The following is a 21,059-nucleotide window of genomic DNA, read 5'->3' on the forward strand; positions in this document are numbered from 1 at the left end:
AGCGGGTCAGGGGCGGCCCATGCCGCGGTATTCCCACCCGGCCTGCGTCCACAGTGTCGAGTCGAGGCAGTTGCGCCCGTCGACCACCTTGCGGCCGTTGGCCAGCTCGCCCAGGGCGACCGGGTCGGCGTTACGGAACTCGGCCCACTCGGTGAGCACGCAGACCAGGTCGGCGCCGCGGACGGCGTCGTTCATGGTCTCCTCGTACGTCAGCTCGGGCACCGCGCGGCGCGCGTTCTCGATCCCCTGCGGGTCGAACACGTGCACGTCGGCGCCGGCCTTGCCGAGCAGCGCGGCGACCGCGAGCGCCGGCGCGTCGCGTACGTCGTCGGTGTTGGGTTTGAACGTGGCGCCGAGGACCGCGACGCGGGTGCCGGAGAGGTCCGGCCCGGCCGGGCCGGAGCGGCGGCCGAGCAGCTCGGCGGCGAGCTGCACGACGCGGCTGCGCCGGCGCAGGTTGATCAGGTCGACCTCGTGCAGGAAGCGCAGCGCCTCACCGGCGCCCAGCTCCTGCGCGCGGGCCTGGAAGGCGCGGATGTCCTTGGGCAGGCAGGCGCCGCCGAAGCCGAGGCCGGCCTGGAGGAAGCGGTTGCCGATGCGCGGGTCGTAGCCGATCGAGCGGGCCAGCTGGGTGACGTCGCCGCCGGCCGCCTCGCAGACCTCGGCCATCGCGTTGATGAAGGAGATCTTGGTGGCGAGGAACGCGTTCGCGGCGACCTTGACCAGCTCGGCGGTGGCGAAGTCGGTGACCACGAGCGGGACCTCGCGGTCCTCGGTGGCGGCGAGGTCGAAGACGCCCTTGTGCGCGGCGTAGAGCATGCCGTTCGCCCACTCGCTCTTGACGCCGACCACGATCCGGTTCGGACGCAGCACGTCGTCGACGGCGAAGCCCTCCTGGAGGAACTCGGGGCTCCACGCCACCTCGACGCCGAGGTCGGCCGGGCTGTGCTTGCCGACGAGCTGCTCCACCCACTCGGCGGTGCCCACCGGCACGGTGGACTTGCCGACGATCAGCGCCTTGCGGGTCAGGTGCTGGGCCAGGCTGGTCACGGACGCCTCGACGTACGACAGGTCGGCGCCCATGCCGGCGGCCCGCTGCGGGGTGCCGACGCAGATGAAGTGGACGTCGCCGAAGTCGGCGGTCTCCTTGATGTCCGTGCTGAACCGCAGCCGGCCGGCGGCCAGGTTGCGCCGCAGCAGCTCGTCGAGGCCGGGCTCGTGGATCGGCACCTCGCCGGCGTTCAGCTTGGCGATCTTGTCCGCGTCGACGTCGAAGCCGAGCACCTCGTAGCCCAGCTCGGCGTAGCAGATGGCGTAGGTCCCACCGAGGTAGCCGGTGCCGAGGAACGTCACCCGGGGACGGGCGGCGCCGGACGGCGGGGTCACCGCGGCGATGGCGGGCATCGGCTGGGTGTTCGGGTACGGAATCGTCACGCCTGTCTTCTCCGCTCGCACTGGCGGCGCTTCCACGCGTCGCATTCTGCTGGGGGCGCCTGGGCCGGGCACCGAGGGAACTGAATTTCTGCTGTGAGGGTAGTGGGGCCGGGCGGGCGACGCTCGGGCGCGAGCCTACCCGCCGGTAAGGTCCGACAGGGGCCGGTGGCTATCCTTCAGTTTGCGGCAGTCGTCGGCCCCCGGGCGGTACAGACTGCGCATGATAGCGGTGAAAGGGGAGGGCCGACATGGCCGCAGAGCAGTCGTTCGACGTCTACCGGTTGCCGGAGGAGCACGAGGCGATCCGGGAGGCGGTCCGTGAGGTCTGTGCGGCCAAGGTGGCACCGCATGCCGCTGAGGCCGACGAGACAGGTGAGTTCCCGAAGGCGTCCTACGAGGCGCTGCGGTCCGCCGACTTCCACGCCCCGCACATCCCCGTCGAGTACGGCGGCGCCGGCGCGGACGCCCTGGCCACGGCCATCGTGATCGAGGAGGTGGCGCGGGCCTGCGCCTCGTCCTCGCTGATCCCGGCGGTGAACAAGCTGGGCACCATGCCGCTGCTGCTGGCCGCGTCCGAGGAGCTGAAGCGCAAGTACCTGACCCCGGTCGCGGCCGGGGAGGGCATGTTCTCCTACTGCCTCTCCGAGCCGGAGGCGGGCTCCGACGCCGCCGCGATGACCACCAAGGCGGTACGCGACGGCGACCACTGGGTGCTCAACGGCGTGAAGCGGTGGATCACCAACGCGGGCGTCTCCGAGTACTACACCGTCTTCGCCGTGACCGATCCCACAGCCCGCTCGAAGGGCATCTCCGCCTTCGTCGTGGAGAAGTCCGACCCGGGCGTCAGCTTCGGGGCCCCGGAGAAGAAGCTCGGCATCAAGGGCTCGCCGACCCGCGAGGTCTACTTCGACAACGTGCGGATCCCGGCCGACCGCATGATCGGCGCCGAGGGCACCGGCTTCGCCACCGCCATGAAGACGCTGGACCACACCCGGGTCACCATCGCCGCCCAGGCCGTCGGCATCGCCCAGGGCGCGCTGGACTACGCCAAGGGCTACGTCCAGGAGCGCAAGCAGTTCGGCAAGCCGGTCGCCGACTTCCAGGGCATCCAGTTCATGCTCGCCGACATGGGCATGAAGCTGGAGGCGGCGCGGCAGCTCACGTACGCCGCCGCCGGCAAGTCCGAGCGCGGCGACGCGGACCTGACGTACTTCGGCGCGGCCGCGAAGTGCTTCGCGTCGGACGCCGCCATGGAGATCACCACGGACGCGGTCCAGCTGCTCGGCGGCTACGGCTACACCCGCGACTACCCGGTCGAGCGGATGATGCGGGACGCCAAGATCACCCAGATCTACGAGGGCACCAACCAGGTGCAGCGCATCGTCATGGCCCGCCAGCTGCTCAAGGGCTGACCGGAGGCGTTCGGGCGGGCGGGCCGGTGCGAACCGGCCCGCCCGCGCTCGTTCAACGGCTCTCGGTGCCCTCCGGCCGGCCCGCGCCGCGCGGCGGGGCCGACCACGGCGACTCCCCGGCGGTACGGCGGGGCAGCGGCTCGGTCGGGGTCTCGGGGTACGCCAGCGTGAGTGGCGGAGTGTCCGGATCCTTCGCCTGCGCCGGAGGCCAGTCGGTGAGCGTCGGCTTGTGCTCCACCGGCGCGGCGGCCGGGGTCAGCTCCGCCTCGGCCGTCTCCGGTGTGGCGGGACGCCGCCAGCGGCTCGTGCTGAACACGGCCATCAGCAGCAGCACGCCGATGAGGAACAGCGTGCCGTTGTCCAGTGGGTCGCGCAGCGGCAGCGGGTCGCCGAGCAGCTTCAGGTCACCGGGCACCCGGTCCCGCACGCTGAACGGCGCGACGAACAGCCCGAGGTACGGGACCGCGAGCAGCAGGCCGGCCACGAGCGGGCCGAACGGCGAGAAGCGCAACGTGCCGAGCAGGCCGAGCAGGATGCCGGCGACGCCCAGATAGACGGCCGGCTCGATCAGGTTCGGCGTGCTGTACGTCCCGATCTCCACCCAGCGGTCGACGGTCCGCTCAGATCCGTCCTGACCGAGCGTGACGAGCACCCAGGTGACGGGCGCCACCGCCAACCCGGCGAGGAAGCTCCAGAGATGTCGCATCCGCGCACCGTACCGTTTTCGGCATGACAGATCATCCCGCGGTCCCGCCGGGTAAGCCGACCTCGTACTCCCGCGTCACGCTCAGTCGCATCATGACCGCGGTCGATGTCAATCTGTACGGGACCGTGCACGGTGGGGTACTGATGAAATTCGTGGACGACGTTGCCGGCGCGGCGGCGGCGCGGCACAGCGGCGGCACCGCCGTGACGGCCTCCATCGACGAGATCGTCTTCTCCGAGCCGGTCCGGGTGGGCGACCTCGTGCACGCGCACGCCCAGATCAACTGGACCGGCAGCACCTCGATGGAGGTCGGGGTGAAGGTGGTCGCCGAGCGCTGGGACTCGGCCGAGGACGAGCCGGTGCCGGTCGCCACCGCGTACCTGGTCTTCGTGGGGGTCGACGTGGGCGGTGCGCCCCGGCCGGTGCGCCCGCTGCTGCCCGAGACGCCGGAGGACGAGCGCCGCTTCCGGGAGGCCGAGATCCGGCGGGCGCACCGGCTGGCCCGCCGCCGTGCGATCCAGGCCCACCGCGCCGGCTGAGGTGTAAGGAAGGGCCCCCTATTAACGCCTGCGGTAGAGGAAGGGCCCCCTTTTAACATCCGGGCACGCACGCTGCCCCCGCCGTCCGGCGGCGGACCCCGCGGGGAGTGAGGTGTTAACAGGGGGCCCTTCCTATGCACGAGGCGTTAATAGGGGGCCCTTCCTTGCACGCGGGCCACATGGGGTGGGGGTGCGGGGTGTGGGCGGGCCACGCCCCGTACGCCACGCCCGGCGCGGACAATGGCGGCACGAGGTAGGGCAAGATGGCGCCACGGCCCCGGCACACCGTCGTGGCGGGCCCAGGGGAGGGTGGAACAGTGGCTGACGTGCTGTGGACGCCGCCGGCGGACGTGCGGGAGCGGTCCCGGATCGGTGACTACCTGCGCTGGCTGGCCGAGCACCGCGGGCTGGAGTTCGCCGACTACGACGCGCTGTGGCAGTGGTCGGTGACCGACCTGGACGCGTTCTGGCGCTCGATCTGGGACTGGTTCGACGTGGTCGCACACACCCCGCCGGCCGCCACGCTCACCGGCCGGGCCATGCCCGGCGCCCGCTGGTTCCCCGGCGCGACGCTCAACTACGCCGAGAACGTGCTGCGGATGCCGGGGCTGGGCGACGACGACCCGGCGGTGATCGCGCACGGTCAGACCCGCGCGCCGGAGACCCTCACCGCTGCCGAGCTGCGCGAGCGGGTCCGCCGGGTGGCGGCCGGGCTGCGCCGCCTCGGCGTGGGGCCGGGCGACCGGGTGGCCGCGTACGCGCCGAACATCCCCGAGACGTACGTCCTGCTGCTCGCCACCGCCAGCCTCGGCGCGATCTTCTCCTCCTGCGCGCCGGAGTTCGGCACCCGCAGCGTCACCGACCGCTGGCAGCAGATCGAACCCACGGTGCTGGTGGCCGTCGACGGCTACCGGTACGGCGACAAGCCTGTGGACAGGCGCGCCGAGGTGGCCGCGATCCGGGCGGCGTTGCCGTCGCTGCGGCACACCGTCGCCATCGCGTACCTCGATCCGGACGGCCCGGCCCCCGACGGCGCGCTGCCGTGGGCGGAGCTGGCGGCACCGACCGACGAGCCGTTGACGTTCACTCCGGTGGCCTTCGACCACCCGCTCTACGTGCTCTACTCCTCCGGCACGACCGGCCTGCCCAAGCCGATCGTGCACGGCCACGGCGGCATCCTGCTGGAACACCTCAAGATGCTGGCGCTGCACCACGATCTGGGTCCGTCCGACCGGTTCCTGTGGTTCACCACGACCGGCTGGATGATGTGGAACTTCCTGGTCTCCGGTCCGGCGGTGGGCGCGGCGATCGTGCTGTTCGACGGCAACCCGGGCCACCCCGACCTGGGCGCGCTGTGGCGGCTGGCCGCCGACACCGGCACCACGTACTTCGGCACGTCCGCGCCGTTCCTGCTGGCCTGCCGCAAGGCCGGGCTGGTGCCGCGGGAGATCGCCGACCTGTCCGCGGTGCGCGGCCTCGGCTCGACCGGCGCGCCGCTGCCGGCCGAGGGCTTCACCTGGGTGTACGAGAACGTCGGCGACCGCCTCCAACTCCAGTCGCTGTCCGGCGGCACGGACGTGTGCACCGGGTTCGTCGGCGGCGTGCCGCTGCTGCCGGTGTACGCCGGGGAGATCGCCTGCCGGGCGCTCGGCGCGAAGGTGGAGGCCCGTTCCGCCGACGGCAGCGCGGTGATCGGGCAGCTCGGCGAGCTGGTGATCACCGAGCCGATGCCGAGCATGCCGGTGGGGTTCTGGAACGACCCGGACGGCGCCCGCTACCGGGAGGCGTACTTCGAGGTCTATCCCGGGGTGTGGCGGCACGGCGACTGGATCACCGTGAACGAGCGCGGCGGATGCGTGATCACCGGCCGGTCCGACGCCACGCTCAACCGGGGCGGCGTGCGGCTGGGCACCGCCGAGTTCTACTCCGTGGTCGAGGGCCTGGACGAGGTGGTCGACTCGGTGGTCGTGCACCTGGAGGACGACGAGGGCGGCGCCGGCGAGCTGCTGCTGTTCGTGGTGCTCGCCGAGGGCCTGGAACTCGACGACGAGATGCGGCGCAAGATCTGCCGGGAGTTGCGTACCGCGCTGTCGCCGCGGCACGTGCCGGACGAGATCCACCAGGTCCGGGCCGTGCCGCGCACGCTGAGCGCGAAGAAGCTGGAGGTGCCGGTCAAGAAGATCCTGACGGGCACCCCGGTGGACAGCGCGGCGGCCAAGGGCGCCCTGGCCAACCCCGAGTCCCTGACGGCCTTCGCCGCCCTGGCCCAGCGCCGAGCCACCAGCACCCACCCCACCCCCGCCCGTTGATCTTGCACTTTCCGCCCCGACGAAAGGGGTGAATCGCCCCTCCCGAGGGCCGAAACTGCAAGATCGCGGGGGAGGGTGGGCGGGGCGGGGCGGGGTGGGTCAGGTCAGGGTTTGGGTTGTTTTTTCGGTTTCGGCTCGGGCGGCCAGGCGGGCCGGATCGGGGTGGGCGCAGGCCACCACGCTGGCGCCGGCGGACAGGGGAGTCAGTAGCCAGTCGACGGGGTCGGGGTAGCGGGTCACGTCGACCAGGAGGCGGTCGCCGGGGGTGAGGCCCAGCTCCGCGGCGCGCGCCTGCGCGCGGGCCAGCAGCGCCGCGTCCGCCTCGCCACCTTCGGGGTACGGCGTGAAGTGGTCGCCGTGCCCGCGTACCGCCGTCACGAAGTCGGCGCAGCCCGGCGGCACCTGCCGCATCGGCAGCGCGAACGGGTCGAGCGCCAGCGCGTACCGCTCGCCGGCCGGCCACCCGGCCACCTCGTCCGCCCGGTCGACGGCCACGAACAGGACCTCCACCGGCCCCGGCGCGTCGGTCACCGTCAGTTTCGCCGACCAGCAGCCGAGCAGCACGGCGGCGGTCTGCCAGTGCGGCGGCAGCAACACGCCGGCCGGATCGCCCGGCGCGGCGCCGATCTCGTCGGCGAGCAGGTTGGCCGTCTTCGCCACCCAGTTCGCAAGCGTCGCGCCGGAGAGTTCGGTGCGCTCGCCGGTGGCGTCGTCGTACCAGGTCAGCAGCGGTCGGGTGGGGTCCGGCGCGATCGCGTCGGCGAACACCCGGGCAATGTTGTCGGCCATCGGCGCGAACGATACGCGCCCCGCGTGCGTACTCGATGACAACGTCAAGTCGGCGTACCGTCGGGTCGCGGTCAGCGTCGTGCGTCCGGCGCGGCGTACGCTTGCCGACAGTGTTCTTCCCCACAACTGCGCCATCTGAGGAGCCGCCCCGTGACCGCCGGTCGCCCGCCCCGCGTTCTCATCGACGCCACGAGTGTCCCCGCCGACCGCGGCGGCGTCGGTAGATACGTCGACGGACTGCTCGGCGCGCTGGGCCGGGTCTGCGGCACCGGCGTCGACCTGGCGGTGGTGAGCCTCCGCACCGATCTGGAGCGCTACACCCGGATGCTGCCGGGCGCCGAGGTGATCCCCGCCCCGGCGGCGGTGGCGCACCGGCCGGCGCGCCTGGCCTGGGAGCAGACCGGCCTGCCGCTGCTGGCCCAGCAGGTCGGCGCGGAGGTGCTGCACTCGCCCTTCTACACCTGTCCGCTGCGGGCCGGATGCCCGGTGACGGTGACTGTGCACGACGCGACGTTCTTCACCGAGCCGGAGCACTACGACAAGTCGCGCCGGACGTTCTTCCGCAGCGCCATCAAGACCTCGCTGCGGCGGGCCGGCCGGGTGATCGTGCCGAGCAAGGCCACCCGGGACGAGCTGATCCGGCTGCTGGACGCCGACCCGACCCGGATCGACGTCGCCTATCACGGTGTCGACCAGGACGCCTTCCACGCGCCCGGCGACGAGGAGAAGGCACGCGTGCGGGCCCGCCTGGGTCTGGGTGACAGCAGCTACGTCGCGTTCCTCGGGGCCAAGGAGCCGCGCAAGAACGTACCCAACCTGATCCGTGGCTGGGCGCGGGCGGTGGCCGACCGGCCGAACCCGCCGGCGCTCGTGGTCGCGGGCGGCCAGGGGCACGACGACGACATCGACCGCGCGGTGGCCGAGGTGCCGTCGCACCTGCGGCTGCTGCGCCCGGGCTACCTGCGTTACGCCGACCTGCCCGGCTTCCTCGGTGGCGCGCTCGTGGCCGCCTACCCCTCCTACGGCGAGGGCTTCGGCCTGCCGATCCTGGAGGCGATGGCGTGCGCGGCCCCGGTGCTCACCACGCCGCGCCTGTCCCTGCCCGAGGTGGGCGGCGACGCGGTGGCGTACACCAGCGAGGACCCGGACCAGATCGCCACCGACCTGGCCGCCCTGCTGGACGACGAGCCGCGGCGGCTGTCGCTGGCCAAGGCCGGGTTCGACCGGGCCAAGGAGTTCACCTGGGAGTCCAGCGCGGACGTGCACATCGCGGCCTGGCGACGGGCCCGGTCCTGAGGGCCGGCGGGCGGCCCTGGACGACCGACCGTGACGACTCGCCCGCTTCGGGCATGATGTGCTGATGTTCTACGCCGTCATCCCGGCGGGTGGCAGTGGCACACGGTTGTGGCCGCTGTCCCGTGCCGGCCATCCCAAATTCCTCCACCCGCTGACCGGTACCCCCGCCTCGCTCCTGCAGGCCACTGTCGACCGGTTGTCGCCGTTGACCACACCGGAGCGCACGCTCGTGGTCACCGGGGCCGCGCACGCCGCGGCGGTGGCTCGGCAGCTGGCCGGCGTGCCGGAGGAGAACATCCTGGTCGAGCCGTCGCCCCGGGACTCCTGCGCGGCGATCGCGCTGGCCGCCGCGGTGATCGCCGCGCGTACGCCGGACGCGGTGATGGGCTCGTTCGCCGCCGACCACCTGATCGGCGACCCGGCCCGGCTGGCCGAGGTGGTACGGCAGGCCATCCGGGGCGCGGAGCAGGGGCTGCTGATGACTGTGGGTATCACCCCGACCCGCCCGGAGACCGGCTACGGCTACCTGGAGACCGGCGATCCGGTGGGGGACGGCCCGCTGCGCCCGGTGCGCGAGTTCAAGGAGAAGCCGGCGGCGGAGGTGGCCGAGGTCTACGTCAACTCCGGCCGGCACCTCTGGAACGCCAGCATGTTCGTCTGGCGGGTGGACGTCTTCCTCGCCGAGCTGGCCCGCCAGCAGCCGGAGCTGCACGCCGGGATCACCGCCATCGCGGCGGCCTGGGGCACGCCGGAGCAGGACGACGTGCTGGGCCGGGTTTGGCCGACGCTGCCTCGGATCTCGGTCGACTACGCGGTCATGGAGGGCGCGGCGACTGCGGGCAGGGTGGCTACCGTGCCGGGTGACTTCGGCTGGAACGACGTCGGTGACTTCCACACGCTCGGTGAGGTGCTGCCGGCCGACGGCGCCGGGAACGTGGTGCTGGGTGGCGACGCCAAGCCGGGCGTGCTGCTGCACGACACCACCGGCACGGTCGTGGTGCCGCACTCCGGCCGGCTCGTCGCCACCGTCGGGGTGCGCGACCTGATCGTGGTGGACACCCCGGACGCGCTGCTGGTCTGCCCGCGTGACCGCGCGCAGGACGTGAAGAAGGTCGTGGACGAGCTGAAGGAACGCGGCGAGGAGGGCCTGGTCTGATCCGGCCGGGACGGCCCGCCTCCGCTCAGCGACCGGCGTGGCGGGCCAGCACGGCGAGCGCCGGCGGCACCAGTTGGGCCGTGGCGTGGGCGAGCGGCTCGGGCAGCCGGTCCGGCGGGAACCAGCCGAGCGCCTCGGACTCCGCGCTCACCTGCTCGACCGCCCCGGCCGGGGCCAGCACCGCGTAGCGGACGTCGTAGTGGAACGACCCGCCCTGGCAGGCGACCTGGTGGATGTCCACGTCGATCGGTTCCGGCTCGACTGTCAGGCCGGCGATCCCGGACTCCTCGGTGGCCTCGCGCAGCGCGGCTGCCACCAGTGTCCGGTCGCCCGGCTCGCAGTGCCCGCCGAGCTGCACCCACCTGCGGATCTTGCCGTGCAGGCAGAGCAGCACCCGGCCGTCCGGGTCGAGCACCAGCGCACTGGCCGTGACGTGCCCCGCCCGGTGCGTCCGGCTCATCGCCACCGGCCCGTCGGCCAGCAGCGCCAGCGTCCGGTCCCGGTTGGCGGCGGCGGCCGGGCTGGTCGCCGTCCAGCGGCTCAGCGCCGCGACGGCGTCGGCGTGCAGGTCGGCGTACGTGGTGAGGTCGGTGTCGGGCACCCGGACACTCTACGAGCGCCACCGCGGTACGCCAGTGCGGCGACCCACCGGTGGACGAGCGAAGACCGGGCGGCACCCCTGCGACGATGTCGCAGACCCTCGTGGTGCCGCCCGGTCACGCCCGTCAGCCGGCGACCGGGTCGAGACTGCGCCCCGGCGTCGGCGGGCAAGGAAGAGTTTGCCGAACCGGTCACCTCACCGTCGAGGTCTTTCACCTCAGGCTTAAAGATGGAGATTACTGCCGACGGGTAAAGTCGAGCCGTGGCGGGCACCCCCGCCGTCCGCACGGGAGCACTCCATGTTGAAGATCGTTTTCTCGGGCGAAGACGTCCTGCGGACCCGGGTCGCCCCGCGCGCGGACCCGCTCTGGGAGCTGGTCCTCAGCCTGCACCTGCTCCAGGGGCGCGGCCGCGACCCGATGATGACCACGTGGCGACGCACAGTGGCCCACGGGCTGCGCACCGACAGCGGTGCCGAGCAGTACCGCCTGCTCCTCGCGCTCAACCCGCCGCGCGGCTACTTCCCCGACTTCCTCACTCCGTTCGCCAGCCGGGAGGGCTTCGAGGTCGGGCTGGACGCCGTCCGGGGCACCCCTGTCGACATGCTGCGCCGCGACCTGACCCGGCTCGCCGAGGAGACCACGCTGCCGTCCTCGGCGACCGCGCTGGCCCGGGGCGAACCGGAGACGCTGCACCACCTCACCGACGCCATGGCGCGGTACCACTCACTGGCCGTCACGCCGTACTGGGCCCGGGTGCAGGCAGCTGTCGAGGCGGACCGGGCCCGGCGCGCCCGCGCCATGCTCGACGGCGGCGCCGAAGGGCTGCTGGCCAGCCTGCGGCCGAACATGCGGTGGAACTCCGGCGTGCTGGAGGTGCTCGACTATCCGGACACCCGGGAACTGCACCTGGACGGGCGCGGGCTGCTGCTCGTCCCGTCGTTCTTCTGCTCGCGTACCCCGGTGGCGCTCGTCGACCCGACCCTGCCCCCGGTGCTCGTCTACCCGGTGGACCGGCTCGCCGGGCTGACACCGGCGTCCGGCGTCGGCGCGTCACCGCAGGGCGAGGCACTCGCGGCCCTGCTCGGCCGCACCCGCTCACGGGTGCTCCAGGCCGCCGACGAGGGCTGCACCACCGGCGAGATGGCCCGCCGGCTGCACATCTCCGCCGCCGCGGCCAGCCAGCACACCACGGCGCTGCGCAACGCCGGGCTGCTGGTCAGCCAGCGCGAGCGCAACACCGTCCTGCACACGCTGACGCCGCTGGGCCGAGCCGTCCTCGACGCCTGAGCGCACCCATCGGGCCGGCCACGCCGGACCGCTACCCGCCACGCCCGCAGCGCCGAACCGCGCCCCTGGTGGGGCAGCGCGTCAGATCGCCAGCGTGGCGCTGGCGGCGCTGCCGCCCGGGGGCGGGAGGAGGACGGACCCGATGCCCTCGGCGGCCAGCGCGGCGCGCAGGCGTTGCACGTCCGCGCCGAACCGGACCAGGTCCGCCGGGTCGAGCGGGGTCGGCGCCGCGCCGAGCAGCAGGCCGGTGGCCGAGGCGGGCCAGCCGGGCACGTTGGCGGCGAGTCCGGCGCGTACCTCGTCGTCGGTGACGTGGGTGAAGACGGTGCCGGGGGCGACCACGTCGGCGACCGCGGCGATCGCCCGCCGCACCGCGGCCGGGTCGGCGGGGTCGGTGCCGGTCCGGTCGGGCAGCGTCGCCGCCTCCCGCAGACCGGCGGCGCGCGCCTCGGCGGTACCCAGCGAGAACAGGTCCATCGAGGCGTCGCGGACGAGCGTCCGGGCGCCCTCGTCGTCGTCCCGGGGCGTGCCGAGGTAACCCCGGACCACCGCCACCGGGACCTGGTCGCACTTGCCCTTGATCAGCTCGCCGGCGCCGGCCAGCTCGTCGACCACCGCCATCTGGGTGACGAACAGCTCGTTGCCGTACGGGTCGACCTCGCCCCGGTGGTCGCGGATCGCCGGCATGCCGGCCACCCCGAGCGCCACGTCGGTGAGCCCGTTGCGCCACGGGCGGCCCATGGTGTCGCTGACGATCACGGCGACGTCGAGGCCGTACCTGTCGCGCAACGCGGCACGCAACGCGCGTGCGGAGGCGTCCGGGTCGACCGGCAGCAGCACCAGCCGGGTCTTGTCCACGTTCGACGCGTCGATGCCGGCGGAAGCCATCACGAACCCGTGGTGGGTCTGCACGATCCGGGTGGTGCCCCGCGTCGCCACCACCCGGGCGGTCTCGTCGGCCAGGATCCGGTCCCGCGCGTCGAGCCGCTCCGGGCCGTCGGCGGGCACGTCGACAAGCCGGCCCTCCGCCTTCGACACGATCTTGCTGGTGACCACCAGCACGTCGCCGTCGCGCAGCCAGGGCGCCGCGCCGGCGATCAGCGCCGCCAGGTCGTCGCCCTCGGTCACGTCGCCGATGCCCTGCACCGGCAGGATCTCCAGCCTCACATCAGCTCCAGCGCGGCGCGCACCATCGCGGCGGTCGCCGCCTCGTCGGTCATCCGCAGCGGCGCCGCGCGGACCGTCACGTCCGGCACCACTGCCTCCTCGTCCTCCGGCGCGACCAGCCAGCCGTCGAGCAGCCCGCCGGCCGACCGCGCGCCGTAGAGGCCGCCCACCCCGGCCGCGCTGCACTCCACGCCGAGCACGGCGAGGCAGCGGTCGGCCATGCCGCGTACCGGCGCGCCGCCGATGATCGGCGACACCCCGATCACCGGGGCCGGCCCGCCGGTGACCGCGTCGCGCAGACCGGGCACGGCCAGGACCGGGGCGATGCTGACGACCGGGTTGCTGGGCGCGATCAGCACCACGTCCGCCGCCGCGATCGCCTCCACCACGCCGGGCGCGGGCTTCGCCGCGTCGGCGCCGACGAAGACGAACCGGTCGGTGGGTACGTCGGCGCGGTACCGCACCCACCACTCCTGGAAGTGGATCGCGCGCCGGCCCTGCTCGTCGGTGATGACGGCATGCGTCTCCAGGCGGTCGTCGGTGGCCGGCAGCAGCCGTACGCCCGGCTGCCAGCGCGCCGCCAGCGCCTCGGTGACCTGAGACAGCGGATAGCCGGCGTTGAGCATCGTGGTGCGGACCAGGTGGGTGGCGAGGTCCTTGTCGCCCAGGCCGAACCAGCTCGGCTCCGCGCCGTACGCGGCCAGCTCGTTCTTCACCGTCCAGGTTTCGCCCACCCGGCCCCAGCCGCGCTCCGGGTCGGCGCCGCCGCCGAGCGTGTAGAGCACGCTGTCCAGATCGGGGCAGACCTTCAACCCGTGCAGCAGCAGATCGTCGCCGACGTTGACCACGGCGGTCACCTCGGCGCCCACCTCGCGGGCGTACGCCCGCACGCCGAGCAGGAAACGGGCGCCCCCGATGCCGCCGGTCAGAACCACGATGCGCATGCGTCCATCCTTCCGCACGTGCCGCCGTCGATCGTTCGGTGGCCGGAGAGACTACGCTCACTTCGGCAACTGTCCGCTTTCGTCCCCTGGGGGAGTCCGTGACCAGCCCCGCCGAGCCCGCGTCCGGCGACGCCGCGCAGGCCAGCCAGTTGATCAAGCCGTTGCGCGAACTGGCCGCGCTCGTCCTTCTCGGCGCCAACGCCGTGCTGCTCTTCGTCGGTCTGCTCCGCTTGCTGGTGCCGGTCGACGACTACAGCACGTTCAGCGGCCGGGCGGGAAGCACGTATTTCAGCTTCATCGGCCTGGAGGCGACGGTCCTGCCGGTGCTCGCCGTCCTGATCGCCACCATGATCCTCCCGGTCGTTCCGAAGGCCAAGCTGATCACGCAGGTGGCGCTGATCGAGTACGCCGTGTCCGTCGTGTTCGGCGCGCTGACGTTCCTGGTCTGGCTGGTCGGCCGGCTCGCCGACGGTCAGGTGCTGGACGGGTTCCTCGGTCTGCTGACCCGCGCGGCCTGGCTGGCGATCTTCGCGGTCGCCGCGTTCGTGGTGTTCAAGATCTGGCGCACGCTCTACTACGTGCCGAAGCCCAAGGCGCAGCCCGGCGTGTACGGCCAGGCCCAGCCCGGCTGGCCGCAGCAGCCGGGTCAGCCCGGCGGCTACCCCGGCCCGGGCGGCTACCCGCAGGGCGGCGTGCCGCAGCAGCCGGGTCAGGGCTACCCGCAGGCCGGCTCGCCCCCGCCCGGGTGGCCGCAGCCCGGCCAGTACGGCCAGCCGCAGTCGGCGCCGCCGTTCAACACCGCGCCGCCGCACGCCCCGCAGTCCGGCCCGCCGTTCGCCGACCCGCAGTCGGCCCCGCAGCCCGGCTCGCCGTTCGCCGGTCCGCAGCAGGCGCCGCAGTACGGCTCGCCGCAGCCCGCGCCGCCGTTCGGCCAGCCGCCGTCGGCCGACCCGACGCAGGCGATCCCGCGCCAGTCCGCCGAGCCGGGCGCGCCGTCGCCCGCCGCCGACGACGAGCGCACCCAGCGGTTCGACCGCGAGGACCCGAACCAGCCCCGCTGAGCCGCGCGGCGGGCGACGGAGTGCCGTCGCCCGCCGGACGGCAGACGGTCGACGGCCCGCGCCGGTCCCGCTGTGAGGCGGGCCACGCGGGCCGTCCCGTTGCCCGGACCGCGAGCGGGCGCGGGCGGCCTGCCGCCCGGCAGCACATAGGCTGGGCGGATGGTTGATCGCAGCGACCCCGAACCGACCGAGGCGAGCGTCCGGCGGGCGCTGGGACGGGCCGCCACCGGCCGGGCGCTTGACGCCGACGAGGCCGGCGCGCTGCTCGCCGCGCGTGGGCAGATGCTCGACGAGCTGCTCCGGGTCGCCGGTGAGATCCGCGACGCCGGGCTGCGCGACGCCGGGCGGCCGGGCGTGGTCACGTACTCGAAGAAGGTCTTCATCCCGCTGACCCGGCTCTGCCGGGACCGCTGCCACTACTGCACGTTCGCCACCGTGCCGCACCGGCTGCCCGCCGCCTACCTGGAACGCGACGAGGTGCTGGCGATCGCCCGCGAGGGCGCCGCGCAGGGCTGCAAGGAGGCGCTGTTCACGCTCGGCGACCGGCCGGAGGAACGGTGGCCGGCGGCCCGCCGGTGGCTGGACGAGCGGGGGTACGACTCGACGCTCGACTACCTGCGCGCCTGCGCGGTGGCGGTGCTGGAGGAGACCGGCCTGCTGCCCCACCTCAACCCGGGCGTGCTCACCTGGTCGGAGTTGCAGCGGCTCAAGCCGGTCGCGCCGAGCATGGGCATGATGCTGGAGACCACCGCCACCCGGCTCTGGTCCGAGCCGGGCGGCCCGCACTTCGGCTCACCGGACAAGGAGCCGGCGGTCCGCCTGCGGGTGCTCGACGACGCCGGCCGGGTCGGGGTGCCGTTCACCACCGGCATCCTGATCGGCATCGGTGAGAACCGGGCCGAGCGGGTCGACGCGATCTTCGCGATCCGCCGGGGGATGCGGGAGTACGGCCACCTCCAGGAAGTGATCGTGCAGAACTTCCGCGCCAAGCCGGACACCGCGATGCGCGGCATGCCGGACGCGGAGCTGCACGACCTGGCCGCCACGGTGGCGGTGGCCCGGGTGCTGCTCGGCCCGAAGGCCCGCATCCAGGCCCCGCCGAACCTGATCGCGGGCGAGTACGACCTGCTGCTGCGCGCCGGCATCGACGACTGGGGCGGCGTCTCGCCGGTTACGCCCGACCACGTCAACCCGGAGCGGCCCTGGCCGCACCTGGAGGAGCTGGCGGCGCGCACCGCGAGCGCCGGGTTCACGCTGCGCGAGCGGCTGACCGTCTACCCGGAGTACGTCCGCGCGGGCGGCCCGTGGCTGGACCCGCGTCTGCTGCCGCACGTCACGGCGCTCGCCGACCCGGCCACCGGCCTCGCCGTCGAGGAGGCCCGCCCGGTGGGGCGGCCCTGGCAGGAGCCGGAGGAGACCTACGGCGGTCGCACCGACCTGCACGCCACCATCGACGTCACCGGCCGCACCGAGGACCGGCGGGGCGACTTCGACAGCGTCTACGGCGACTGGGCCGAGGTGGCCGGGAAGGTGGCGCCGGAGGCGCGCTCGGGCGTACCCCTTGCCGGTGGCGCGGACGCCGACCTGCGCGCGGGCCTGCGGCTGGCCGCGGACGACCCGGCCGCGTTGCTGACGCCGGCGCACGAGGCGAAGGCGCTGGCGTTGTTCGGCGCGGACGGCCCGGCGCTCGACGAGCTGTGCCGGCTGGCCGACGACGCGCGCCGGGACGCGGTCGGCGACGACGTGACCTACGTGGTGAACCGGAACATCAACTTCACGAACGTCTGCTACGTGGGGTGCCGGTTCTGCGCGTTCGCCCAGCGGGAGAGCGACGCCGACGCGTTCCGGCTCTCGCTGTCGCAGGTGGCCGACCGGGCCGAGGAGGCGTGGGCGGCGGGCGCCACCGAGGTGTGCCTGCAGGGCGGCATCGACCCGAAGATGCCGGTCACCGGCTACGCCGACATCGTCCGGGCGATCAAGGCGCGGGTGCCGGGCATGCACGTGCACGCCTTCTCCCCGATGGAGATCGTCACCGCCGCCGCGAAGGCCGGCGTGCCGGTGCGGGAGTGGCTGCTCCAGCTCCGCGAGGCCGGGCTGGACACCATCCCGGGCACCGCCGCGGAGATCCTCGACGACGACGTGCGCTGGGTGCTCACCAAGGGCAAGCTGCCGGCCGCCGCCTGGGTCGAGGTGGTGAGCACGGCGCACGAGCTGGGCATCCGCTCCAGCTCCACGATGATGTACGGCCACGTGGACCACCCGGGCCAGTGGCTCGCCCACTTCCGGGTGCTGGCCGGGGTGCAGGACCGTACCGGCGGGTTCACCGAGTTCGTGGCGCTTCCGTTCGTGCACACGAACGCGCCGATCTACCTGGCCGGCATCGCCCGCCCGGGGCCGACCTGGCGGGAGAACCGGGCGGTGCACGCGATGGCCCGGCTGCTGCTGCACGGCCGGATCGGCAACATCCAGTGCTCCTGGGTGAAGCTCGGCGACGAGGGCACGGTGTCGATGCTGCGCGGCGGCTGCAACGACCTCGGCGGCACGCTGATGGAGGAGACCATCTCCCGGATGGCCGGTTCGGGCAACGGCTCGGCCCGTACCGAGGAGCAGTTGCGGGCGATCGCCACTGCCGCCGGCCGCCCGTTCCGCAAGCGGACGACCGCGTACGGTCACGCCGGCGCCTGAGGTCGAACCTTTCCCCGTCGCCCGCCGTACCTGTGGATGCCGGCGGCGGTTTCGGCGAGGACCGCCGCCGGTGACCCCCGAACCGGGGGCCCGGCGGGTGTCCGGGCGTCCCGGGCCCGTTGCGGCGCTGCGGCGCCGGTCCGGAAAGGTTGCCGATGAGCACTGACGAGACCACCGACGCGCCGAAACGGCGGACCTGGCCGCGGTTGACCCGCAGGCAGACGCTCACCGCCGCGGCGAGCGCGACACTGGGCGCCGCCGCCCTCACCGTGCCGGGCCTGTCCGCCGCCCAGAACGCCCCCACGGCGAGCCGGCGCGACGAGCCGATCGTGGTCCACCTCCGCGACGCCGCCACCGGCGTGATGGACGTCTTCGTCGGCACGACAAGGGTCGAGGTCCGCGACCGCGGTCTGGCCGACCGCCTGGTGCGCGCCGCCGACCGGCGCTGATCCCACCCGCCACCGGCGTGGGCTCCGGCGCCGGCTCCGTCTTCCGTTCCCCCGACGAAGGTGCGTCCGCCATGTCCTCTCACCGCGAGGCCCCGGAGATCGCCAAGGATCCGGTCGCCGACAGTTCCGACCTGTACGCGTTCGTCACGCCGAACCAGCCGGACACGGTCACGTTGATCGCCAACTACGTGCCGCTGCAACTTCCGTCCGGCGGCCCGAACTTCTTCGAGTTCGGCGACGACGTCCGGTACGAGATTCACATCGACAACGATGGCGACGGTAATCCGGACGTCACCTATCGTTTCGAATTCACCACCGAGATCACGAACCAGAACAGCTTTCTCTACAACACCGGACCGATCGAGTCGCTGGAGAGCAAGAACTGGAACCGGCGGCAGTTCTACCGGCTGACCCGGATCGTCGACGGCCGGGCGCGCGTACTGGCGCACAAACTGCCCTGCCCGCCCTGCAACGTCGGGCCGCTGTCCACACCGAAGTACCAGAACCTCGTACGCCAGGCGACGTTCAAGCTGTCCACCGGTGAGAAGGTCTTCGCCGGACAGCGGGCCGACGGCTTCTTCGTCGACCTGGGCGCGGTGTTCGACCTGGGCACGCTGCGGCCGTTCCAGCAGTTGCACGTCGCCGGCAAGAAGCTGTTCCAGGCCGAGGGCGAGCCGGTGAACGCGCTGGACCGGCTGAACGTGCACAGCCTCGCCGTGCAGGTGCCGCTGAGCCAGGTACGCCGCAAGGCCGCCCGCTACGGCGTCGCGGACCGCGCCTCGACCATCGGGGTGTGGACCACCGCGTCCCGTCAGCAGGTCCGGGTGCTCGGCGACCGGGTCGCCGCGGACACCGCCGCCGGCCCCTTCACGCAGGTGTCGCGACTCGGTAACCCGTTGTTCAACGAGGTCATCGTGCCGATGTCCAGGAAGGACGTGTGGAACACGCTCCCGCCGTCGGAGGACAAGCGGTTCGCCGGGTTCGTCGAGCGGCCGGAGCTGGCCGGGCTGCTGCCGGCGCTCTACCCGGGCGTGTTCCCCAGTCTGGACGCGCTGAACAAGTCCAAGAAGCCGCGCGCCGACCTGGTGGCGATCCTGCTCACCGGCATCCCGGCCGGACTGATCGACGGCTTCGCCAACACCACCGGTGACGTCCAGGCGGACATGCTGCGGCTGAACACGGCGATCCGGCCCAGCCGCACGCCGGACCGGTTCGGCGTGCTCGGCGGGGACCTGGCCGGTTTCCCGAACGGCCGCCGGGTCTCCGACGACGTGGTGACCATCGCGCTGCGGGCCATCGCCGGGCTGACCGTGCCGCTGGTGGACAAGACGTTCCGGCCCGACGCCGCCGCGGCGGCGGTCACCCCGGGCCTGAGCGCGGCCGACGTCACCGCGCCGTTCCTGGCCGACTTCCCGTTCCTCGGTACGCCGTACGACGGGTTCGGCAACCCGCAGGCGAAGAAGTCCTGACGGGAGGCGCGGATGTCACACCATCACGATCTCGGCCCGTCGGAGGCCGGCAGCGTCGTGCTCGACCTCGGCGGCAACCGGGGCGCGCTGATCATCCACACCGGCCGGGACCTGCACGGCCGGGAGATCGAGATCAGCCGGGCGGACCTCGACGGACCGCGGACCCACTCCGCGGTACGTGAGCGGCACGTCCTGGACGGGGTCTTCCACAGTGCCGTCTACCCGGACCTGGAGGCGGGTGTCTATACCGTCTGGTGGGACGAGAACACATCGGCCGGCGCGATCTCGGTCACCGGCGGGTGCATCGCCGAATTCGTCTGGCCAGCCAGCTCACCAGCTCGCGTGGACTGAACCGGCGACCGCGCCGAAGCCTGCGCCCCGTCCACATGGTGGACGGGGCGCAGTCGGCGTTGGACGGCTCGACGGGCGGTACAGCGGCGGGCGCGTTACCCTTTGCCCCACCAATTCTGATCTTGGTACGAGCGGCCGGCGGGGGCGTCCGGCCGGCCCGCCGACGGTGCGCCACGGCAGAAAACTTCCGGCAACTCGCCGGGGAGGGCGTTACTCGTCCGGGGTCTGAATCGATAGGGCAGGTTGCGAGGCTACGGGCGACCGCGGCGGTCGTCCCGGACGTGTCGGGAGGGCGACTCCATTATCAAGTTTGGCTTGACGGCGCACGCATTACACGCGTGTAATTTGAATGGGGTTGTTCGCACGGAACGCAACAAATGGTGACCGTACGGACAGGCACGCCTTTCGCGTGGGGGGTTGCAGCGGCGAATGACGCCGGTGCGCGACAAGGAGGCAATCGATGGACGGCCAGCTCGAGGTGGCCGACCTGCTCGGGAACGCGCCGGAGTGGCAGGAGCGGGCGCTCTGCTCGCAGACCGACCCGGAGGCGTTCTTTCCCGAGAAGGGCGGCTCGACCCGCGAGGCGAAGCGCATCTGCTCGCGGTGCGAAGTGAAGACGGAATGCCTGGAGTACGCGCTCGGCCACGACGAGCGGTTCGGAATCTGGGGTGGCCTCTCCGAGCGGGAGCGGCGCAAGCTCAAGCGGCGGGTCGCCGCCTGACACACGTACGGGCCGACGGGCGGTGGGGGCCGCCCGGGCCCGGGTCGCTGTCCGGCCGGCGGGGGCCGGCCGGGTGGCGGCGCAACCGGCAGCGGGGCGACCGCCCGACGGGGGGTCAGGCCAGCTCGTCCGGGTCCACCCCGAGCAGATTCGCCACCTGCTCGATGATCACGTCGTGGACCAGGTCGGCGAGGTCCTCGCGGTCCATCGCGCGGAACTCCAGCGGCCGCCGGTAGAGCACGATGCGCGGCGGCACCTCCTGGCGGCCGGGCCGCCCGGGCAGCAGCCGGGCGAGCGGCACCTCGCCGTCCTCCAGCACGTCCGAGTCGTAGACGTTCAGGTCCGGCGGAACGTCCTCGACCGCGAACTCCACCCCGGCCAGCTCCTTGGCGAACCGGCGTTCGAGCGTCTCCACCGTGTCGAGCACCAGGTCGTCGAAGACCTCGGCCTTCGTCCGGGCCAGCGGGACGGTGGCCGGCACCAGCCGCCCGCGCAACCCGCGACCGTGCCGGTCACGGTGGGTGCGCCGGCCGGAGCCGGGGCGGCGGTTCTGCGGGCTCGTCATGACGGACAGGGTAGCCCGGGACGGCGGCCCGCCCGCCGTCGCGCGGTCGTCCGGCGCGCCGGTGCGCCGGACGGAGGAATTGTGATCACCATGACGGGCGTGTCGTAACGCGAAGCG

At 73.2% G+C, this 21,059-nt stretch carries 19 protein-coding genes; 12 read left to right on the forward strand and 7 right to left on the reverse strand.

Features of this window, described 5'->3' with window-relative positions; all coding sequences use genetic code 11:
* Positions 1 to 6: 6 nt before the first annotated feature.
* Positions 7 to 1,434 (reverse strand): UDP-glucose/GDP-mannose dehydrogenase family protein, encoded by a 1,428-nt coding sequence (locus tag MicB006_RS04870; protein ID WP_116504105.1) that lies wholly within the window; start codon positions 1,432 to 1,434, stop codon positions 7 to 9.
* Positions 1,435 to 1,682: 248 nt separating this feature from the next.
* Between MicB006_RS04870 and MicB006_RS04875 the strand changes: the two genes are divergently transcribed.
* Complete coding sequence (locus tag MicB006_RS04875; RefSeq protein ID WP_116504107.1) at positions 1,683 to 2,846, forward strand: acyl-CoA dehydrogenase family protein; 1,164 nt, start codon at positions 1,683 to 1,685, stop codon at positions 2,844 to 2,846.
* A gap of 52 nt (positions 2,847 to 2,898) precedes the next feature.
* Here MicB006_RS04875 and MicB006_RS04880 read toward each other — a convergent pair whose 3' ends face one another.
* The gene (locus MicB006_RS04880; RefSeq protein ID WP_116504109.1) at positions 2,899 to 3,552 is read right to left on the reverse strand and encodes a hypothetical protein; all 654 of its coding nucleotides are present in this window, start codon (positions 3,550 to 3,552) and stop codon (positions 2,899 to 2,901) included.
* A gap of 23 nt (positions 3,553 to 3,575) precedes the next feature.
* Here MicB006_RS04880 and MicB006_RS04885 point away from each other — a divergent pair, with 23 nt between their 5' ends.
* Positions 3,576 to 4,091 (forward strand): acyl-CoA thioesterase, encoded by a 516-nt coding sequence (locus MicB006_RS04885; protein WP_116504111.1) that lies wholly within the window; start codon positions 3,576 to 3,578, stop codon positions 4,089 to 4,091.
* A gap of 317 nt (positions 4,092 to 4,408) precedes the next feature.
* Positions 4,409 to 6,400, forward strand: coding sequence for an acetoacetate--CoA ligase (locus MicB006_RS04890; RefSeq protein WP_116504113.1), 1,992 nt, complete (start codon positions 4,409 to 4,411; stop codon positions 6,398 to 6,400).
* Positions 6,401 to 6,499: 99 nt separating this feature from the next.
* On the opposite strand, the gene MicB006_RS04895 is transcribed toward MicB006_RS04890, so the two are convergent.
* Entirely contained in the window at positions 6,500 to 7,189 is a 690-nt protein-coding gene (locus MicB006_RS04895) for a TIGR03089 family protein (protein ID WP_116504115.1), read from the reverse strand.
* 150 nt (positions 7,190 to 7,339) lie between these two features.
* Between MicB006_RS04895 and MicB006_RS04900 the strand changes: the two genes are divergently transcribed.
* Both MicB006_RS04900 and MicB006_RS04905 read left to right on the forward strand, forming a co-directional pair.
* Positions 7,340 to 8,485, forward strand: a complete 1,146-nt coding sequence (locus MicB006_RS04900; protein WP_116504116.1) for a glycosyltransferase family 1 protein — start codon at positions 7,340 to 7,342, stop codon at positions 8,483 to 8,485.
* 64 nt (positions 8,486 to 8,549) lie between these two features.
* Positions 8,550 to 9,641 carry a mannose-1-phosphate guanylyltransferase gene (locus MicB006_RS04905; protein WP_073827008.1) on the forward strand — a complete coding sequence of 364 codons (1,092 nt, stop codon included), beginning with the start codon at positions 8,550 to 8,552 and terminating at the stop codon, positions 9,639 to 9,641.
* Between the two features lie 25 nt (positions 9,642 to 9,666).
* Here the strand turns inward: MicB006_RS04905 and MicB006_RS04910 are convergent, their stop codons facing one another.
* The gene (locus MicB006_RS04910; RefSeq protein WP_116504118.1) at positions 9,667 to 10,242 is read right to left on the reverse strand and encodes an NUDIX hydrolase; all 576 of its coding nucleotides are present in this window, start codon (positions 10,240 to 10,242) and stop codon (positions 9,667 to 9,669) included.
* 298 nt (positions 10,243 to 10,540) lie between these two features.
* Here MicB006_RS04910 and MicB006_RS04915 point away from each other — a divergent pair, with 298 nt between their 5' ends.
* Positions 10,541 to 11,530, forward strand: a complete 990-nt coding sequence (locus tag MicB006_RS04915; RefSeq protein WP_116504120.1) for a helix-turn-helix transcriptional regulator — start codon at positions 10,541 to 10,543, stop codon at positions 11,528 to 11,530.
* A gap of 81 nt (positions 11,531 to 11,611) precedes the next feature.
* Here the strand turns inward: MicB006_RS04915 and MicB006_RS04920 are convergent, their stop codons facing one another.
* The gene (locus tag MicB006_RS04920; protein WP_116504122.1) at positions 11,612 to 12,697 is read right to left on the reverse strand and encodes a coenzyme F420-0:L-glutamate ligase; all 1,086 of its coding nucleotides are present in this window, start codon (positions 12,695 to 12,697) and stop codon (positions 11,612 to 11,614) included.
* On the reverse strand, positions 12,694 to 13,641 hold the full coding sequence (gene cofD / locus MicB006_RS04925; protein ID WP_116504124.1) for a 2-phospho-L-lactate transferase: 948 nt from the start codon (positions 13,639 to 13,641) through the stop codon (positions 12,694 to 12,696). The genes MicB006_RS04920 and cofD overlap by 4 nt, the downstream gene beginning before the upstream one ends.
* 98 nt (positions 13,642 to 13,739) lie before the next feature.
* Between cofD and MicB006_RS04930 the strand changes: the two genes are divergently transcribed.
* The 6 genes from MicB006_RS04930 (at position 13,740) to MicB006_RS04955 (ending at position 20,377) form a co-directional block, all read left to right on the forward strand.
* Complete coding sequence (locus MicB006_RS04930) at positions 13,740 to 14,702, forward strand: hypothetical protein (protein ID WP_116504126.1); 963 nt, start codon at positions 13,740 to 13,742, stop codon at positions 14,700 to 14,702.
* A 159-nt stretch (positions 14,703 to 14,861) separates the two neighbouring features.
* Complete coding sequence (locus MicB006_RS04935; RefSeq protein WP_116504128.1) at positions 14,862 to 17,387, forward strand: bifunctional FO biosynthesis protein CofGH; 2,526 nt, start codon at positions 14,862 to 14,864, stop codon at positions 17,385 to 17,387.
* A gap of 155 nt (positions 17,388 to 17,542) precedes the next feature.
* Entirely contained in the window at positions 17,543 to 17,836 is a 294-nt protein-coding gene (locus MicB006_RS04940; protein WP_116504130.1) for a hypothetical protein, read from the forward strand.
* A 71-nt stretch (positions 17,837 to 17,907) separates the two neighbouring features.
* On the forward strand, positions 17,908 to 19,305 hold the full coding sequence (locus MicB006_RS04945; RefSeq protein ID WP_116511181.1) for a DUF4331 domain-containing protein: 1,398 nt from the start codon (positions 17,908 to 17,910) through the stop codon (positions 19,303 to 19,305).
* Between the two features lie 12 nt (positions 19,306 to 19,317).
* Positions 19,318 to 19,656 carry a phospholipase gene (locus MicB006_RS04950; protein ID WP_073824816.1) on the forward strand — a complete coding sequence of 113 codons (339 nt, stop codon included), beginning with the start codon at positions 19,318 to 19,320 and terminating at the stop codon, positions 19,654 to 19,656.
* Positions 19,657 to 20,116: 460 nt separating this feature from the next.
* Entirely contained in the window at positions 20,117 to 20,377 is a 261-nt protein-coding gene (locus MicB006_RS04955) for a WhiB family transcriptional regulator (RefSeq protein ID WP_013284161.1), read from the forward strand.
* A gap of 115 nt (positions 20,378 to 20,492) precedes the next feature.
* Here the strand turns inward: MicB006_RS04955 and MicB006_RS04960 are convergent, their stop codons facing one another.
* Entirely contained in the window at positions 20,493 to 20,942 is a 450-nt protein-coding gene (locus tag MicB006_RS04960; protein WP_018787548.1) for a metallopeptidase family protein, read from the reverse strand.
* Between the last annotated feature and the right edge of the window lie 117 nt (positions 20,943 to 21,059).

The sequence above is a fragment of the Micromonospora sp. B006 genome, assembly GCF_003408515.1.
GTDB lineage: Bacteria > Actinomycetota > Actinomycetes > Mycobacteriales > Micromonosporaceae > Micromonospora > Micromonospora echinospora_A.

Excerpts from the sequence above, each read along its gene's own strand:
- MicB006_RS04915 (WP_116504120.1), top strand. The coding sequence starts at position 10,541 with ATGTTGAAGATCGTTTTCTCGGGCGAAGACGTCCTGCGGACCCGGGTC.
- cofD (WP_116504124.1), bottom strand. The coding sequence starts at position 13,641 with ATGCGCATCGTGGTTCTGACCGGCGGCATCGGGGGCGCCCGTTTCCTG.
- MicB006_RS04940 (WP_116504130.1), top strand. The coding sequence starts at position 17,543 with ATGAGCACTGACGAGACCACCGACGCGCCGAAACGGCGGACCTGGCCG.
- MicB006_RS04880 (WP_116504109.1), bottom strand. The coding sequence starts at position 3,552 with ATGCGACATCTCTGGAGCTTCCTCGCCGGGTTGGCGGTGGCGCCCGTC.
- MicB006_RS04885 (WP_116504111.1), top strand. The coding sequence starts at position 3,576 with ATGACAGATCATCCCGCGGTCCCGCCGGGTAAGCCGACCTCGTACTCC.
- MicB006_RS04895 (WP_116504115.1), bottom strand. The coding sequence starts at position 7,189 with ATGGCCGACAACATTGCCCGGGTGTTCGCCGACGCGATCGCGCCGGAC.
- MicB006_RS04945 (WP_116511181.1), top strand. The coding sequence starts at position 17,908 with ATGTCCTCTCACCGCGAGGCCCCGGAGATCGCCAAGGATCCGGTCGCC.
- MicB006_RS04935 (WP_116504128.1), top strand. The coding sequence starts at position 14,862 with ATGGTTGATCGCAGCGACCCCGAACCGACCGAGGCGAGCGTCCGGCGG.
- MicB006_RS04905 (WP_073827008.1), top strand. The coding sequence starts at position 8,550 with ATGTTCTACGCCGTCATCCCGGCGGGTGGCAGTGGCACACGGTTGTGG.
- MicB006_RS04955 (WP_013284161.1), top strand. The coding sequence starts at position 20,117 with ATGGACGGCCAGCTCGAGGTGGCCGACCTGCTCGGGAACGCGCCGGAG.
- MicB006_RS04875 (WP_116504107.1), top strand. The coding sequence starts at position 1,683 with ATGGCCGCAGAGCAGTCGTTCGACGTCTACCGGTTGCCGGAGGAGCAC.
- MicB006_RS04960 (WP_018787548.1), bottom strand. The coding sequence starts at position 20,942 with ATGACGAGCCCGCAGAACCGCCGCCCCGGCTCCGGCCGGCGCACCCAC.
- MicB006_RS04950 (WP_073824816.1), top strand. The coding sequence starts at position 19,318 with ATGTCACACCATCACGATCTCGGCCCGTCGGAGGCCGGCAGCGTCGTG.